At 71.2% G+C, this 15,637-nt stretch carries 17 protein-coding genes; 6 read left to right on the plus strand and 11 right to left on the minus strand.

What is annotated here, in order from left to right; translation table 11 throughout:
- Positions 1-123: 123 nt before the first annotated feature.
- Positions 124-408, minus strand: coding sequence for a hypothetical protein (locus ACWGH4_RS03695; RefSeq protein ID WP_453455119.1), 285 nt, complete (start codon positions 406-408; stop codon positions 124-126).
- 429 nt (positions 409-837) lie between these two features.
- A complete protein-coding gene (locus ACWGH4_RS03700; protein ID WP_453455122.1) occupies positions 838-1,290 on the minus strand; it encodes a DUF7144 family membrane protein in 453 nt (150 codons plus the stop codon).
- 469 nt (positions 1,291-1,759) lie between these two features.
- Between ACWGH4_RS03700 and ACWGH4_RS03705 the strand changes: the two genes are divergently transcribed.
- A complete protein-coding gene (locus tag ACWGH4_RS03705; protein ID WP_453455125.1) occupies positions 1,760-2,167 on the plus strand; it encodes an SHOCT domain-containing protein in 408 nt (135 codons plus the stop codon).
- A 20-nt stretch (positions 2,168-2,187) separates the two neighbouring features.
- Here the strand turns inward: ACWGH4_RS03705 and ACWGH4_RS03710 are convergent, their stop codons facing one another.
- Complete coding sequence (locus ACWGH4_RS03710; protein ID WP_453455127.1) at positions 2,188-2,583, minus strand: hypothetical protein; 396 nt, start codon at positions 2,581-2,583, stop codon at positions 2,188-2,190.
- 70 nt (positions 2,584-2,653) lie between these two features.
- On the opposite strand from ACWGH4_RS03710, the gene ACWGH4_RS03715 reads away from it, so the two are divergent.
- Entirely contained in the window at positions 2,654-2,902 is a 249-nt protein-coding gene (locus ACWGH4_RS03715) for a winged helix-turn-helix transcriptional regulator (protein WP_453455130.1), read from the plus strand.
- 88 nt (positions 2,903-2,990) lie between these two features.
- Here the strand turns inward: ACWGH4_RS03715 and ACWGH4_RS03720 are convergent, their stop codons facing one another.
- The 3 genes from ACWGH4_RS03720 to ACWGH4_RS03730 form a co-directional block, all read right to left on the minus strand.
- Positions 2,991-4,361 (minus strand): chloride channel protein, encoded by a 1,371-nt coding sequence (locus tag ACWGH4_RS03720; protein WP_453455133.1) that lies wholly within the window; start codon positions 4,359-4,361, stop codon positions 2,991-2,993.
- A 177-nt stretch (positions 4,362-4,538) separates the two neighbouring features.
- Positions 4,539-5,228 carry a potassium channel family protein gene (locus tag ACWGH4_RS03725; protein WP_453455136.1) on the minus strand — a complete coding sequence of 230 codons (690 nt, stop codon included), beginning with the start codon at positions 5,226-5,228 and terminating at the stop codon, positions 4,539-4,541.
- On the minus strand, positions 5,221-6,564 hold the full coding sequence (locus ACWGH4_RS03730; RefSeq protein WP_453455140.1) for a TrkH family potassium uptake protein: 1,344 nt from the start codon (positions 6,562-6,564) through the stop codon (positions 5,221-5,223). The genes ACWGH4_RS03725 and ACWGH4_RS03730 overlap by 8 nt, the downstream gene beginning before the upstream one ends.
- Before the next feature lie 289 nt (positions 6,565-6,853).
- On the opposite strand from ACWGH4_RS03730, the gene ACWGH4_RS03735 reads away from it, so the two are divergent.
- Complete coding sequence (locus ACWGH4_RS03735) at positions 6,854-6,991, plus strand: hypothetical protein (protein ID WP_453455143.1); 138 nt, start codon at positions 6,854-6,856, stop codon at positions 6,989-6,991.
- 213 nt (positions 6,992-7,204) lie between these two features.
- Here the strand turns inward: ACWGH4_RS03735 and ACWGH4_RS03740 are convergent, their stop codons facing one another.
- On the minus strand, positions 7,205-7,570 hold the full coding sequence (locus ACWGH4_RS03740) for a hypothetical protein (protein ID WP_453455146.1): 366 nt from the start codon (positions 7,568-7,570) through the stop codon (positions 7,205-7,207).
- 435 nt (positions 7,571-8,005) lie between these two features.
- Here ACWGH4_RS03740 and ACWGH4_RS03745 point away from each other — a divergent pair, with 435 nt between their 5' ends.
- Entirely contained in the window at positions 8,006-9,049 is a 1,044-nt protein-coding gene (locus ACWGH4_RS03745) for a LacI family DNA-binding transcriptional regulator (RefSeq protein ID WP_453455149.1), read from the plus strand.
- 88 nt (positions 9,050-9,137) lie between these two features.
- On the opposite strand, the gene ACWGH4_RS03750 is transcribed toward ACWGH4_RS03745, so the two are convergent.
- From ACWGH4_RS03750 to ACWGH4_RS03760, 3 genes are read right to left on the minus strand one after another with little or no spacing between them, the layout of a single operon-like run.
- Complete coding sequence (locus ACWGH4_RS03750; RefSeq protein ID WP_453455152.1) at positions 9,138-9,848, minus strand: TSUP family transporter; 711 nt, start codon at positions 9,846-9,848, stop codon at positions 9,138-9,140.
- Entirely contained in the window at positions 9,845-11,233 is a 1,389-nt protein-coding gene (locus ACWGH4_RS03755; protein ID WP_453455155.1) for an amidohydrolase family protein, read from the minus strand. Before ACWGH4_RS03755 ends, ACWGH4_RS03750 begins: the two co-directional genes overlap by 4 nt.
- Positions 11,230-12,597, minus strand: a complete 1,368-nt coding sequence (locus ACWGH4_RS03760) for a uracil-xanthine permease family protein (protein WP_453455213.1) — start codon at positions 12,595-12,597, stop codon at positions 11,230-11,232. The genes ACWGH4_RS03755 and ACWGH4_RS03760 overlap by 4 nt, the downstream gene beginning before the upstream one ends.
- A 389-nt stretch (positions 12,598-12,986) precedes the next feature.
- Here ACWGH4_RS03760 and ACWGH4_RS03765 point away from each other — a divergent pair, with 389 nt between their 5' ends.
- On the plus strand, positions 12,987-13,823 hold the full coding sequence (locus ACWGH4_RS03765) for an endonuclease/exonuclease/phosphatase family protein (protein ID WP_453455158.1): 837 nt from the start codon (positions 12,987-12,989) through the stop codon (positions 13,821-13,823).
- A 189-nt stretch (positions 13,824-14,012) separates the two neighbouring features.
- The gene (locus ACWGH4_RS03770; RefSeq protein WP_453455161.1) at positions 14,013-14,588 is read left to right on the plus strand and encodes a dihydrofolate reductase family protein; all 576 of its coding nucleotides are present in this window, start codon (positions 14,013-14,015) and stop codon (positions 14,586-14,588) included.
- Here ACWGH4_RS03770 and ACWGH4_RS03775 read toward each other — a convergent pair.
- Complete coding sequence (locus ACWGH4_RS03775) at positions 14,585-15,577, minus strand: GlxA family transcriptional regulator (RefSeq protein ID WP_453455164.1); 993 nt, start codon at positions 15,575-15,577, stop codon at positions 14,585-14,587. The two genes, ACWGH4_RS03770 and ACWGH4_RS03775, sit on opposite strands and share 4 nt — an antisense overlap.
- Positions 15,578-15,637 lie beyond the last annotated feature (60 nt).

Genomic DNA, 15,637 nt, shown 5'->3' on the forward strand with positions numbered 1-15,637 from the left:
GGGGGGGCCCACCCCGTCGGCCCGCCCCGGGGCTGGGGGGGGGGGGGCCCCCCCCCCCCCCCGTTCCGCGCCGCACCGGCCCGTGCCCCGGCCCGTCAAGGGGAAGGCCTCCGCACCTCGCCGTCACCGCTGTCGTGGTGGGTGCCGGTCCGTGCGTCGGCGCAGGATGATCACAGCACCCAGAATGCCGAGGGCCCAGGCAATCAACAGGGCGCCCCACAGCGGCATGGTCACCTCGGGGACGAGCAGGCGGATCTTGACGCTCTCGCGGTTCTCGAAGATGAATACCAGCGCGACCGCGGTGATCAGAACGAACGGTGCGAGGCGGCGGACGCCAGGGCGGGAATGGAACGGTGTATGCGACTGCTGGTCGTCTGTTCTGCTCCGAGCCATGAGATCCCTCTCCATCAGGTGGCTCCGTCGCCGGCGTCCCCTTGCGGCACGTTGCCTGCCGCCGAGGGGGTCGGGACGCGTGCCACGGCACGTCGGGCAACGGGCTCCCTTGCTCTCTCAGAGGTTCGCCCCGGGCGCCCGTGACGGCCTCACCCGCAGAGGGTGATTGCGCCACAGGCCAAGTACCGCCGGGGAAGGTGCGGCAGGGCAGTTGTGGCGTTTCTCGGCCGCCGGACGGACCGAGCCGGGCCGGGATCGGCTCGGCAGGCGGCGCATCTCGGCCACATGCAGGCCCAGTACCGGCCCCCCGGGCGCCTTGCCGACGCCGGACCGGGCACGGACCGTTCGGCGACTGACTGAGCATCGCCTCCAGCGCTTTCGCGCGGGTCCCGCCCGGCATCGACGTCTTCTCGCTCCTCGTCGGCTGCTCACCGCGGACCGGAGTCACATGTGGTGAGCGCTGCGGCCGCCGGTGCCCCCTGTCGGGGCGAAGTCGTCCTTGCGGGCCGTGCACAGGCCCCAGATGACGAAGGTGTACATGGCGATGGCCACGATCGACCAGATCGGGTAGTACGGCAGCGACAGGAAGTTGGCGATGATGAGCAGGCCCGCCAGCGCCACGCCGAGGACACGCGCCCAGACGGCGGCCTTGAACAGGCCGATGCTGACGATGATCGCCAGTGCACCGATGATCAGGTGCAGCCAGCCCCACGTGGTGAGGTCGAACTCGAAGACGTAGTTCTGGGTGTTGACGAAGACCTCGTCCTCGGCGATGGCCATGATGCCGCGCAGGACATCGAGGATTCCGGCGATCAGAAGCAGGACGCCGGCGAACACCATCAGCCCGCTCGCCATCGCTGCCGACCGGTGGGTGTCCCGCTGAAGAGTGGTGGTCATGGTGCCTCGATTCGGTTCTCGCCGGTGATCTGTGCTGAGCACACTGCCCGGCGTGGCGGCGACCGGGAGTCAGCGCCGGATCGCCTTCCTGACGGTGGACCTGTCCGAGATCCACCGCGCGAGCCGATGCCGGCTCACGTCCAGTCATCATGATTCGCGGTGCGCGAAGGCGCTTCACCCGCAAGGGGTGAGCGATGCGGCGACCACCTGTGACCCCAGCACGTGGCCCGGTGTTCACCCCGGAGCGTCCCGGCCCTCCGGCGACGCGAGCCGGCTCGACGAGGCGTTTCAGAAGGGTGCCGAACTACGGGGCGTCGCAGGCGGTAACGGTACGCAGTCCCTGATGGCCGAGGCGGGGGCCGTGAATCACCCGTCGCGGGTGATGGCATCGCCGGTGCGCGTGCCGAAGCTGGGGTCACGACCGGTGCCGCACTCCGGCAGGCACCGTGGAGGGCCACAAGGAGTGACGATGGACAGCCATCTGTTCCTGGCGTACGACTACCCGGTGCTCGGCGCGTTCTGGACCGTGATGTGGATCTTTCTGTGGGTGATGTGGCTGCTGCTGCTGTTCCGCATCATCGTCGACGTCTTCCGCGACGACAGGATGAACGGGTGGCTGAAAGCGGCCTGGTTGATCTTCGTGCTGGTTGTGCCCTTCCTCGGCGCGCTGGTCTATGTGATCTCGCGGGGCAGGGGCATGGGCGAGCGGGAGCTGCGGCACACCCGGGAGCAGAAGGCCGCGGTCGACGCCTACATCCGCGAGACTGCCGGAGCCCGCAGCAGCACGGACGAGCTGGCCAGGCTGTCCGAGCTCAAGGCAAAGGGTGACATCACCGAGTCGGAGTTCCAGAAGGCCAAGGAGAAGGTCCTGCACTGACGCGGCGTCGGCCGCGGCCGTCACACCGGGCCGCGATGACCGGCCGCAGCATCACCGACCTGATCGAGGTCGTCACGGGCGTCGACGCCATCCGTCATCGATTCCTCCAGGTGCAGCAGGCGGCCCGGACACAGGTCCGCTCCTTCATCACCGCACCGTTCGTCGCCCTGCCTCCCGACGAGAACACGGCCGAGCCCATGGCCCTCGGCCGCGGAGTGCTCTTCCGAGCTGTGCTGGACCGCGCCGTGCTGGCAGAGCCGGGCATCGTCCAGGACGCGATCGATTCCCAGCGCAACGGCGTGCAACTGCGCGTCGCCGACCACCTCCCGATGAAACTGGTGCTGGCCGACGCCGACTTGGGCCTTGTCCCGCTCGCGGTCACGCCGGCCGGAGAGCCGGGCGCCGTGCTGCTGCACCCGCAGCGGCCTGCTGGACGCGCTGGACGCACTGTTCGAGACGGTTTGGCGAACGGCCCACCCGCTCGAGTTGTCGGGCTCCGCAGCCGAGTCCCCGCTCGACGTCGAGTTCGGTCCGCAGGGCCCGACCGAGCTCGACCGCAGGATCCTCGCGCTGCTCCTTGCCGGTCTCACGGACCTGACGGCCGCGACCCAACTCGGTCTGTCACCGCGCACGCTGCACCGGCGCCTGCGTCATCTCATGGACATGGCCGGAGTCCGGACCCGGATGCAGCTCGGCGCCCACGCTGTGCGGAACGGCTGGACGGAGCCCCTGTGAAGGAGGACCGTCACCTGGCCCGGTGCGGTCCACCGGAAATCAGGCCGGCGGGCTCCGGTGTCACGGGGCGAGGCTCCCCCGCCTTCGATCAGGACCTCACGCTGCCGCCGCGCGCAGCCTTCTCGCGCGGGGGCAGCGGCGTGACCGCCGGGCCCTGCGGCAGCAGTTCCGTGGTGACGAAGGCCGTCACGGCCGCCAGGATCACCACCGGGATCGTCTCCGAGTTCCCGAGTACGAGGACGACCAGGGCCACGCTGCAGACCGGAAGCCGCAGCGCGGCCGCCGATGCCGCTGCCATCCCGGCGGCGACACCGGGGATCACTCCGAGCCCAGGGAGCGGAGCGAGCAGCACACCTGCCGCCGCTCCCAGGAAAAGGACCGGGAACACCAGGCCACCGCGCAGGCTGCCCAGGCACAGGGCGTACGCGGCGGATTTGAACACCAGCACGGCCAGCAGCGCGCCGACACTCCAGGAATGCGGATCGGCAGCCAACGCGGCCAGTGTGGCCTGGCCGGACGAGGCGACCTCCACCGGCGTGCGGCCCGTGGCGACCGTATAGAGGGCCGCGCAGCCGCCGGCGGCGATGGCGCAGACCACCGTCCGGACGAAGGGTGCACCCGCCACGAAGGCGGCTGTCAGGCGCCCCCCGGCGATCACCAGGTGGACCAGCACACCGATGCCTACCGCCAGCACCATCGACCACACCACGTCCCCGGTGTCCAGACGCGGGGGCGATGTCGGGAAGTGGACGGTGAGACTGGCGGTGTCCAGCCCCGTCCAGCGTCCGAAGCCCGTGAACACGATCCCTCCGACGCCACTCGAGAGCAGCGCGGGCAGAAGGATGATGAACAGTTGGGGTCCGCCCACACCCGCCACTTCGATCAACAGCACCGCGCCGATGAGCGGATTGCCGAAGATCGCGGCGATGGCCGCCGCCGCGCCGGCCGCACCCAGCAGTGCGGTGCTCTCCGGGGTGGCGGGGGCGCGGACGAGATGCCGGAAGAGCAGGGCCAGCCCACCGCCGACTGCGATCAGTGGCGCCTCCGGGCCGAGGGCAGCACCGAGCGGCAGGCTCGCGGTCGCGGCGATGAGCACCCCGGGAAGTGCGGCTGCCGAGGCGCCTCCGGCGTGCAGGCCGTACGCGGGAACGTGACCGCCGGCGCCGGGCAGACGGGTCACGACCAGCCCCACGACGACTCCGGCGACGGCGAGCAGGGGCAGCGGCCACCAGGCCGGGGGGACGTCCCAACCCCATGCCTCCGGCAGCTTCGCCCACATCACATGCTCCAGCTCGTGCAGGGCGACGAGGAACCAGAACGCCGCCAGCGAGATCGGGATGCCGATCAGCGCGCTGAAGGCCAGGACCTTGCGGTACGCCGGCGTACGCAGGAGATCCCGCAGCCGTTCTGCCTCGTCGGACTCCGCGGGCTGCGGGGAGGGGGCCTTCGGCGCCGTCATGGGTTCAGTCCTTCCGGAAGCGGAACGAAGGGGTCACGGTTCACGCCGCTCCGGCGCGGAGGACGGTTCGCAAACGGCGGAGACCCGCCGTCGAGACCGCGACGGTGGCGACGAGGTCCGGCGTGGAGCGACGCCGCCCCCAGGCACCGCGCCGAGGAACAGGCCGGCCCGGGGCGGTTACTGCAGTTCGCTGAAGCGTTCGGTGTCCCGGGTGCGGCCCGCGACGATGATGGTGTCGTCGGCACGGACGACGGTGTCAGCCGTGGCGTAGGTGAAGCCTTCGCCCGGGCGTTTGATGGCGACGACGGTCAGTCCGAAGCGAGTGCGGATGGCGCTGTCGGCAAGGCGCTTGCCGATGACGTCCGCGGGCGGATTGGTCTTGGCCATGGCGAAGTCGTCCTCGAACTCGATGTAGTCGAGCATGCGGCCACGCACCAGGTGCGCGACGCGCTGTCCCATGTCGTGCTCGGGGTAGACGACGTGGTGCACGCCGAGCTGGGTGAGGATGCGGCCGTGGGCCTCGCTGATCGCCTTGGCCCACACATCCTGGATGCCGAAGGAGACAAGCAGCGAGGCGGTCAGGATGCTGGCCTCAAGGTCGGTGCCGATGGCCACGACGGCGCGGTTGAACTCGTGGACGGCCAGTTGCCTCAGTACGTCCTCCTTGGTGGAGTCCGCCCGAACGACATGGGTGAGGGACCCGGACAGCTGCTGGACGACTTCGGCGTCCTCGTCGATGCCGAGGACCTCGGCGTCCTCGTCGACGAGCTCGAGCGCCAGGGCGCGCCCGAAGCGGCCCAGACCGATGACCACGACGGAGTCGTTCTGGGCGATGCGGCGGGTGAGGTGGCTGCGGTTCCTAGCCAATGACGGGTCGCTCCTCGGGCAGGTCGTACAGGCGGACGCGCCGGCGCAGGGCGAGCGCGGAGGCCACCGTGATGGGTCCGAGACGGCCGATGAACATCAGCACGATCAGCAGGACCTGTTCGGCGGAGGGCAGATCCGCTGTGATACCGGTGGACAGGCCGACGGTGGCGAAGGCGGAGATGACCTCGAACAGTGACTGGTCGAGGTTGATGTCGGTGAAGACCATGAACATCACCGTGGATCCGACGACGGCGGCCACCGACAGCAGCACCACCGTCAGCGCTTGGCGCTGGGTGTCGCCGTGCAGACGCCGGTGGAAGATGTTGACCGCGCTCTCACCGCGTACTTCGGCGTACAGGACGAAGAACAGCACGGCGAAGGTGGTGACCTTGATGCCGCCCGCGGTGCCGGCGCTGGCGCCGCCGACGAACATCAGGACGTCCACACCGAGCCAGCTCGCCGGATTCATCTGCGCGGTGTCGACGCTGCTGAAGCCTGCGGAACGGGGCATCACGCCCTGGAAGAAGCCGGCCAGGAGCTTGCCGGGAACGTCGAGCGGTCCGAGGGTCGCCGGGTTGGTCCATTCGATCCCGGTGATGAACGCGCTGCCGCCGACCAGGAAGACCGCGCTCGCCCACATCACGATCTTGGTGTGCAGCGACCACGACATCGGCCTGCGCCAGCGGCGCCGGAGCTCGAACAGCACGGGGAACCCCAGACCGCCGGCGATGACCGCGCAGGCGATCGGCAGGCAGATCCACGGGTCGGTCACGAACCCCATCAGGCTGTCCGAGTAGAGGGCGAAGCCCGCGTTGTTGAACGCGGAGACGGCATGGAAGACGCCCAGCCACAGGGCCCGCGGCCACGAATTGTCGTAGCCGGTGGCGAAGCGCAGCACCAGCACCAAGGCCGTGACCGCCTCCAGCAGCAGACTGACCTTGACCACGCCGAGGACGACCGACCTGACCTCTCCCAGGCCCAGTGTCTTGGTCTCGGCCGCCGCGGTCAGACGGGCCCTCAGCCCGAGCCGGTGGGAGACGAGCACCACCAGCAGGGAGGCGAACGTCATGATGCCCAGGCCGCCGAGCTGGATCAGGCACAGGATCACGACCTGCCCGAAACCGGTCCAGTGAACCGGGGTGTCGACCACGCTCAGCCCGGTCACGCACACGGCGGAAACCGATGTGAACAGCGCTTCGAGCAGACTCGCGCCGCCGGGCCCTCTTTTGGCCACCGGGAGCATGAGCAGCGCAGTGCCGACACCGGCCGCGAACGCGAACCCGGCCACGACGACCTGTGCGGGATGCCGCAGACGCGGCCATCGCCGACTCACCACGGCAGCTCCGCACCGGTGCCGGAACACAGTTCGATCGCTCGCACCGGACGACGATAGCCATCCAAACGCGATCTTTACGCGAACGCCGCACTCTCATACGCGGCCCTGACGTCGTAGCGCCACCGTGTGCGTGGTGCCGCCCCTACCGTTGCGTCATGCCTCGTTCGCACACCCGGCCGAAGACAGCAGACCCTCCGGTGGCGTCCCACGGCCAGGGGGTTCAGCGGAGTCCCCGGAGAGAGTGTCCGTGACCGATCGCCGCATCTGATGGGCCGTTCTCGCTCTGACCTTGACCGCGACGGCCCTGATCATCGGTGGCTTTCTCGCCCGGGCCGTATGGCTCATCGGCATCGGCGCCTGGCTGGTGATCGCCGCCTTCCTGCTCGAAATGATTTACCGGCCCGGTCGGTACCCGGGCGAGCGGTGACCGAAAAGCGGCGGCGCCGCGGACCGGCCCCGGACGGTGCGCGTCACACGAGCCGGGCGGCACTGTGCTGCCTGACATGCCGTCGGGCACGGCGAGGACGGTCAACGGCAGGCCCGCGGCCCGCCCGGCAGGGCATGGCCCGGCCGGGCGAGCCGCGGAGCAGCACGGCTGGGGCGGCCCCGGCGCTCGGCTCGCCCACTCCGGATCAAGGCACTAGCGGCGGCGCAGCAGTCTTCCGCCGAGCCGCCTCAGGAAGGGGGCGGGCGACGGGTCCCGCCACTGCGGGCGGTCGGACCCGCGGAGCGGCACCAGCGGCATGAGGTAGCGCATGCCGGCACTTTCCATCGCGCAGAGCGGCGCTCCGTCGGCGCCTTCCACCGGGGCGAGCAGGATGCGGAACGGACGCGGCGGATCGCCGGGCAGTTCGGCCGTGAGCGCCGTGGTGTCCTTGCCGAGTGTCCTCCGGTACGCCACCACCTTGCCGTCCACCAGCACTTCGACCTCGCCACGTGCGCGCCGGAGCTGAACCGTGACGGAGTGCCCGTCCTGGTCCAGGTGAAAGCGCCAGCCGCGCGCCATGAAGTGCCTCCTGCGCTTGCCACGAGACGCTGTGGTTCCAGCGTAAGCAGGCGGAGGTGTCGCAGACGAGCAACGGTCTCAGCGGCGAAGAGACCGTGACGGCCGGGTTCGCCTTCCGCACAGCCCGTTTCGACGACAAGGGCACCAGGTCCGAGGACGCCCGCGCCATGGTGGTGCGGAACAGCACGACCGTTCACGGTGGCGTGGCGATCACAGGACCGACCGGTGCGGGCGCCCGCGAGGGCCGACAGCGGGCGCCATCCGCCTCCCGGACCACGGGAACAGGGCGCGGAACCGCACCGACCAGGTCGACCCCTTGGCGCAGAGGTCCCGCCGGGGCGGCCGTTCTCAGGGGCCCGGTACGGCCGGCCGGCCCGGCGTTCGGCGAAGATGGGGGTGTCACTGGTCCTCAGCACGCGAGGAGCGTCCGCGCAGATGCCCACTTCCGGTTCCGGCACGAAGCCGCCGACGATCGCCGATGTCGCGCGGGTCGCCGGGGTGTCGCGCACGACGGTCTCGCATGCCCTCAACGGGCTCGGCAAGGTCGATCCCCGGACCCGCGAACGCATCAAGCAGGTTGCCGCCGAGCTCGGTTACCGACCCAACCTGCGGGCGCAGCGGCTGCGGCGCGGGCAGGCCAGGGCCATCGCGCTCGCCTCGTCCATGCCGTTCGCGGTGGCCGGAGGGCCGTCCCGGCTCGGGTTCTACATGGAGGTCGCCGCCGCTGCCGCCGAGAGCGCCCTGCTGCACGACTACGCCCTGGTGCTCGTGCCGCCCGTGCAGTCCCGGTCCGCGCTGTACTCCGTCGACATCGACGGGGCCATCGTCGTCGAGCCCGACGTGGACGACGCGGCGGCGGCCCAGTTGAAGGAGCGCGGGTTGCCGTACGTGACGCTCGGCCGGCCGGTCTCGCCGGACGAGGACGCGCCGTACGTCGATCTGCGCGGCGGGCTCGTCGCCGAGCTGCTGCTGGCCCATCTGCGCGAGCAGGGGGCACGGCAGCCGGCCCTGATCATCGGCTCCGGCTCGCGGCATTCGTCGGTCGACGCCCGCGCCGCCTTCGAGCGGGTGGCGAAGGAGCACGGGTGGGCGCCGATCGTGGCGACCGCTCCGGAGTCGGGCGGCGAGCAGGCCGGCTACGAGCGGTGCGCGGCCCTGCTGGCCGAGCACCCCGGCATCGACGCCGTATGCGCGCTGGTGGACGCCTTCGCGGTGGGCGCGGTCCGGGCGGTCCGGGACAGTGGGCGCACCGTCCCGGACGACGTCATGGTCGTCACCCGGTACGACGGTCTGCGTGCCCGCACGTGCGAGCCGCCGTTGACCGCCGTCGACCTGCGCCTGGACCGGGCGGCGGCCGACGCGGTGGAGCTGCTGCTCGGGAGGTTGCGCGGCGACGCCGCCGCCCCGGCGGTGGCGACGGCGCCCGAGCCGCGGGTGATCGCCCGTGCCTCGTCGCTGCGGGGCACGGCCGGGCGGTGAGCCCGCCGCCGGGCCGGGCCCGCGCGCGGGGCAATGGGCGGTCCTGCGCGGGCCGTTGGGGCGGTCGGAGCGCCAGGGCTTCGTACGGTCAGAACCCCAGCATGAGGACCAGCCCGGAGAGCAGGGCGAAGACGAGCACGAACAGCCGCGTCCGCCGCGCGTCGAGCCGGTGGTGCACCAGGCGGCTCAGCCACGCCCCCGCCGCGATCGCGGGCACCAGGGCGAGGGCCCACCCGAGGTCCGCCGGGTCCCCCTCCCCCGTCGCGAACAGCAGGAGCAGCGAGGCGATTTCACCGACCAGGAAGCAGGCGGCGACGGTGGAACGCAGCTCGCCGGGCGGCCGGTGCTGGTAGACCAGCGCCAGCGGCGGACCGCCGACCCCCGTCGCCGTCTCCGTCAGGCCGGTCACCGCGCCCGCGCCCACGTAGGCGGCCCGTCCGGGCGTGAACGCGGGCGCGGCAAGGCTCACCACGGCCGCCAGCACGGTGGCGATGCCAACGAACAGGCCCAGACTGCGGTCGGGGATCAGCCAGAGCAACGCCAGACCGCCGGGCGTGGCGGCGAGCCTCGCGGCGGTGATCCAGCCCGCGCCGCGCAGGTCGAGCGAGGCCCGTTCGCGCCAGGCGACGTACACGTTGAGCGGGATCATCGCCGCGAGGACGAACACCGGGAGGAGGCCGGGATCGAGGAGGCCGGCCACCGGGGCGACGATCAGGGCGAATCCGAGTCCGCTGCTGCCCTGGACGAACGCGGCGGCCGTCACGGTGACGGCGAGCACGGCCAGAGTCTCGGTGGTCACCGTGCGGTGCTCCGTTCCCGTGCCGCCGTGGAGGTGGGGTGCACGCGGGTGATGGCGGCCCTGCCCACGGCGGCGCGGGCCGTTTCCGCCGCCTGACGCACCAGGGCCGGACCGTCCCAGCCGACGGGCGCATCGCGCCACAGACGTATGCGTCCCTCGACGAACACGGCGGTGATCTGGTCGCGGTTGCCGCGCCGTACGAGCTCCCACGGCAGGTCCCAGGAGAGCGCGAGCTCCGGGTTGGTGACGTCGACGAGGAGGAAGTCGGCGGCCAGGCCCTCGGCGACCGTGCCGGTCCGTGTTCCGAGGCCGACGGCGTCGGCGCCGCCGCGCGTGGCGTGCTCCAGCCACGTCCAGCCGGCCCCGCACGACGAGTCGCCGGTGACCAGCCCGTACGCGAGCCGCTGGGCGAACTCGGCTGCCTCGGTGAGCCGGAACCCGTCGCCCCGGGTGCCGTCGGTACCGAGCCCGAAGCGGATGCCGCGTTCGGCCATGGTGGTGGCGGGTGCGACGGCGTTGCCCTTCCAGGCGCTGGCGACGGGGTTGTAGCTCACCGCCGTCCCGGTGTCGGCGAGCAGGGTGAGCTCGCGCGGGGTGAGGAGGGTGGCGTGGGCGGCGAGCAGTTGGGGGCCGAGGGCGCCGATGCTGTGGAGGTGTTCGAGGGGGCGCAGTCCATGGCGTACGAGGGAGCGCTCGACACCGGCCAGGTGCTCGTTGACGTGGATCTGGACGACGGCCCCCGCCTCTGCGGCGAGGCGGGCGGTGTGCCGCAGGGTCTCCTCCGTGGCCGCCTCGGGGATGGAGACGGCGAGTGAGGGATGGATCAGCGGGTCGCCGTCGTAGCGGACGAGGTGCTTCTCGGCGCGGTCGGGGACGGACGGGTTCTCGTCGTCGGCGTCGTTGCAGACGAGTCCCAGCACGCAGCGGATCCCGGCGTCCCGTGCGGCGGACGCGACCACCTCGATGTCGACGTCCGCGCGGGTTCCGGCGTCGGCGACGGTGGTGAAACCGCCGCGGAGGGCTTCGAACGCCGCCAGCTTGGCCGCCACGTAGGCGGCTTCATCGTCCAGCGCGCCCTCCAAGGGCACCCAGACCCTGCGGAAGATCTCGGACGGTTCCCCGAAGGCGAGCGCGGATCCGAAGCTCTGCGTGAGGTGGTGGTGTGCGTCGACGAAGCCGGGCATCAGCAGGTGTCCGGGCAGGCGTACGGGGTCGAGGTGCGGGTGCCTGCGCGCCAGTTCCCCGGCGGGCCCCACGGCGCCGAAGGAGCCGTCGGCGACGACGACCGCGTGGCCGTCGGCGGGGCCCTCGGGCAGGAGGACGGCGTCCGGTACGAGGAGGAGCGGGCCCGGGCCGTCGAGGAGGTCGGAGGTGAGCTGGTTCATCGGTCGCTTTCCGTGCGGGCGGTGGACAGGCGGGCGGCGATGCCCGGCCTGACGTGGTGGAAGAGGATGTTGAGGACGGCGGCGACGAACGCGCCGACGGCCACGCCGCTTTCGAGGAGGATGCGGACGTTCGGCGGGAAGCCTCCGTACACGCCGGGGACGAGGATCGGCAGCAGGCCGAGGGCGAGGGCGACGGCGCAGACGAAGGTGCTGGTGTGCCGGTCGAGGTCGGAGCGGCCGAGCATCTGGACGCCCAGCACGGTGATCACGGCGAAGACCACCATGGCGGTGCCGCCGACGACGGCGGACGGGATGACGCTGATCGCGCGGGTCACGGGTGCGAGGAAGCCGATGGCGATGAGGACGACGCCGGCGGCGGCGGTCACGAAACGGCTGCGTACGCCGGTGACCCGGACGATCCCGATGTTCTCGCCGCTGGTGACCATCAGCGGCAGGCCGAAGAACCCGCCGAAGAGGGAGGTGAGCGCGTCGCCGCGGACGGTCTTGGGGACATCGGCGCGCTTGTCGATGTCCTTGCCGACGGCTTCGGCGTTGATGACGGTCTGGCCGGTGGCCTCCGCCATGGAGGCGAGGCTGTAGAGCATCAGCGGCAGCGCGGCGACCAGGTTGAACTGGGGTGAGCCGAAGGGCATCAGCTGCGGCAGGGTGAGCAGGCCGCCGTCGGCGGCGCGGCCGAGGTCGACGCTGCCGAGGACCGCGGCGAGGCCGGTGCCGGCGAGGAGTCCGAGCATCACGGCGAGCTGGCGCAGGATGCCGCTGGAGAGCAGATAGAAGGCGACGGTGAACCCGATGGTGGCCATGCCGAGAGCGAGGTTCGCGGGATCGGCGAAGCCGGGCTCGCCGGGGCGGCCGGTGACGAGGACGGCGCCGACCTTCACCAGGTTGACGCCGACGATGACGATCATCGTGCCGATGACGAGCGCCGGGAAGAAGGCGAGCAGCCGGGAGAAGACCGGCAGCACGACGAAGTAGAAGGCGGCCGTAAGGATGACGGCACCGGTGGCTGTGGGCAGGCCGTGCTGCTCGGCTATGGCGAGGAAGAGGATGAGCGGCGCTCCCCCGGGCAGCATCACGAACGGCAGCCGGGGCCCGAACTTCCACGGCCCGAGCGACTGGATCAGGGATCCGACGCCGGAGAGGACGAAGGCCGCGGAGAGCAGGTTGACGGTCAGGCCGGGGTCGAGGCGGAGGGTCGCGCTCATCAGGAAGATCGCCGAAATGGGCGTGGCGGCCATGACGAGGACGTGCTGGATCCCGAAGAGCAGGATCCGGCCGAGGGGGCGGGATTCGTCGACGGGGGGGGGGGGGGGGGGGGGGGGAGCTGGTTGTTCCGCACCGGGCAGGGTCTGGCGGGCACTGGTCACGTTCGGGCTCCGTTCGGGCGTTTCGGCACGTCGGTTATCAGCCGCGATCCGGCCCTGGACGGAGAGCCAAATCGATTTGGCCAAATCGATTTGGCCGCCAGTATCCGAGCGCGGTCGCCGACCGTCAAGGGGATGAGCGTGGTGTGCCGCGGACTCTGAGCGGCGCATTCGGCCGTGTCGCGCCGCGCGGAAGGCGCGGCGACCCCGTGTGCACGGGCCGCGGCACAGGACCGGCCGGCCTGGTCGAGGCGGCTGCTTCGTCCGAGCGCAGGACATGCGGGACACCGCATGCGCTGCCGACAACGCCCGTCCCATAACCTTTGCGTGGAGACGTCAGTCGCCCTGTTGTCCACTGCGAGGAGGCAAGGGTGCTCGGAAGGGGCACGCGGTTGCTCGCGGGCGCCGTGATCGTGGCCTGCGCGGTGCTCATCGGCCCCAGTGCACCGAGCGGCGCACTCTTCGCCGGGCCACTGTCCGTCGAAGCAGTCAAGGACGTCGTACCGAACCGGGTCATGACGTGGAACATCTGCAACCCCTGCGACACGAGCAACGTCGACCGGGCAGCGGAGATCGCCACGTACGCGCCCCAGGTCATCGGCCTGCAAGAAGCGTGCGTGCGTGACGTCGAGAGGATCCGGGTCCATCTGAGGCGCCGTCACGGGCTGGTCTACCACGTCGAGTACGGCTCGGTCCTCCAGAACTGGGGCCGCTGCGGCGGAGTGCCGTGGAGCCCGGGGGCCTACGGCCAGGCGGTCCTCTCGGCGGCACCGATGACGGACCGCGTCAGCGTGGAATATCCCGATGGGGGATCCGAGGACCGCGGGTACATGGCGGTCACCACCATGGTGGGCGGCAAGCCGGTCCGGGTCTTCAACACGCACCTCGCCGAACGCCGTCAAGAAGCAGTCCGGGCAGACCAGACCGGCGTGATCGCCGCCCAAGTGGCCCGGCACGACCGCGCGATCGTTCTCGGCGACTTCAACGCCGTGCCGGACGCGCCCGAAATCACCGGGATGCAGGCACTCGCCGCAGATACGGACCCGGAGTGTCTTCCCTCGTCCGCCGGCGCCTGCGAGGCCACCACCGACTGGCAGCGCAAGTTCGACTACGTCTTCCTGCGAGGCATCACCTCGCTCGAGCACGGTGTGCATCCCACCCCGCACTCGGACCACCACCTGCTGCACGCCGACCTCGACCTCGCTTGAAGACACCACGGCAACCCGTCGCCGCCGCGCCGCCGTTCGTCCCGGGCCGGGCGGCGCCGACGTCGACCCAACGGTGCTCTCGAATGCCTGCCGGTGCGGCGGGGAGATCGGACAGGAACCCGCGAGCCGTGATGAGTCCCCGGTGGCCGGCGGTCGTACTGTCGAACCCGTTACCGAGGAGGACTGCTGATGCGCAGCGTGACCTATTCGATGAACGTCTCACTGGACGGCTACATCGTCGGGCCGGACGGCAGCTTCGAATGGACGGCGCCCGACGAGGAGGTCTTCCGCTTCTGGACGGACGAACTCCGCCAGGTCGGCGTCCACCTGTTGGGGCGACGGCTGTACGAGACGATGCTGTACTGGGAGACCGCCGACCAGGATCCATCGCTCGACGACGCGATGCTCGAGTGGGCCGCGCTCTGGAAGCGGCTCCCGAAGGTGGTGTTCTCCACCACGCTTTCGGCGGTGCAGGGCAACACCCGCCTGGTCTCCGGGGGCCTGGCGGAGGAGCTCGAGCGGTTGCGGGCCGAGCCGGGGGAGGGCGAGATCGCGATCGGCGGCGCGACACTCGCGGCCGAGGCGGCCGCGTCGGGTCTGATCGACGAGTACCGGGCCGTGGTCTACCCGGTGCTGGTAGGCGGTGGCATTTCCTTCTTTCCCCAGCAGGAGCGCCGGGTGGATCTCGAACTCGTCGAGACCCGCACCTTCAGCTCTCGATTCGTCTACCTGCGCTACCGCGTGGCGCGCCAGCCCGTGCCTTAGCTGTTGCTGATGTCCGCACGGAAGGCGCGCCGGTAGGCGGCGGGGGTGGTGCGCAGGGCCTCGTGGAAGCGCCGGCGCAGGTTGACCGCCGAGGAGAGGCCGACCCGGCGGGCGATGGTCTCCACCGGCAGGTCGGTCTCCTCCAGCAGCGCGCGGGTGGCGGCGATCCGCCGGGCGAGCAGCCAGCGTCCGGGACTGATGCCCAGCTGTTCGGTGAAGCGCCGGGTCAGCGTGCGGGCCGAGACTTGGGACCGGAGCGCCATCTCGGCGACGGTGACCGGCTGGTCCAGCCGTTCGGACAGCCACTCCAGCAGCGGGGCCAGCGAATCGGTGACCGGTCCTGAGGTGGGCAGTTCGGTGTACTGCAGCTGACAGCCCTCGCGGTGCGGCGGCATCACCATCTGCCGGGCGATCCGCATCGCGTACGCGGCGCCGTGGTCGGCGCTCACCAGGTGGAGGCAGAGGTCCACGCCGGCCGCCGATCCGGCGCTGGTGGCTACGTCGCCGTGGTCCACGTAGAGCACCGCGGGATCGACCCGGACCCGCGGGAACAGGGAGGCCAACTCGGCGGCGCGGGCCCAGTGGGTGGCGGCCCGTCGGCCGTCCAGCAGCCCGGCGGCGGCGAGCACGAAGGCACCCGAGCAGATGCCGACGATCCGCGCGCCGCGCCGGTGGGCCCTGCGGACCACCTCGACCACCGACGACGGCACTTCGGTGCCGGGCGCCTGCTGCCAGCCGGGGATCAGCACGGTGTCCGCGTGTTCCACCGCCTCCAGGCCCGCCGTGACCATCAGGTCGTGGCCGAGCTGGGTACGCACCGGACCGGGGTGTTGCGTGCAGATCTCGAACGCGTAGCGGGCGGGGATCGCCGGGCCGTGGTCGGCGAACACCTCTGCCGCGCAGGCCAGCGGGAAGGTCGACTGCGGGGGGTGCAACAGGGCCACCACCCGGTGCGGAGCCGGGGACTTCGGTGGCGGACGAAGCGTCATGGCGCGAAAGTACCCCATCACGTCGTTCGAGACACTGGGATGAACGGATTGGTCTAGTCC

Source organism: Streptomyces sp. NPDC054847, from assembly GCF_053610925.1.

Excerpts from the sequence above, each read along its gene's own strand:
- ACWGH4_RS03745 (WP_453455149.1), top strand. The coding sequence starts at position 8,006 with ATGCCCACTTCCGGTTCCGGCACGAAGCCGCCGACGATCGCCGATGTC.
- ACWGH4_RS03705 (WP_453455125.1), top strand. The coding sequence starts at position 1,760 with ATGGACAGCCATCTGTTCCTGGCGTACGACTACCCGGTGCTCGGCGCG.
- ACWGH4_RS03720 (WP_453455133.1), bottom strand. The coding sequence starts at position 4,361 with ATGACGGCGCCGAAGGCCCCCTCCCCGCAGCCCGCGGAGTCCGACGAG.
- ACWGH4_RS03740 (WP_453455146.1), bottom strand. The coding sequence starts at position 7,570 with ATGGCGCGCGGCTGGCGCTTTCACCTGGACCAGGACGGGCACTCCGTC.
- ACWGH4_RS03770 (WP_453455161.1), top strand. The coding sequence starts at position 14,013 with ATGCGCAGCGTGACCTATTCGATGAACGTCTCACTGGACGGCTACATC.
- ACWGH4_RS03755 (WP_453455155.1), bottom strand. The coding sequence starts at position 11,233 with ATGAACCAGCTCACCTCCGACCTCCTCGACGGCCCGGGCCCGCTCCTC.
- ACWGH4_RS03695 (WP_453455119.1), bottom strand. The coding sequence starts at position 408 with ATGGAGAGGGATCTCATGGCTCGGAGCAGAACAGACGACCAGCAGTCG.
- ACWGH4_RS03700 (WP_453455122.1), bottom strand. The coding sequence starts at position 1,290 with ATGACCACCACTCTTCAGCGGGACACCCACCGGTCGGCAGCGATGGCG.
- ACWGH4_RS03775 (WP_453455164.1), bottom strand. The coding sequence starts at position 15,577 with ATGACGCTTCGTCCGCCACCGAAGTCCCCGGCTCCGCACCGGGTGGTG.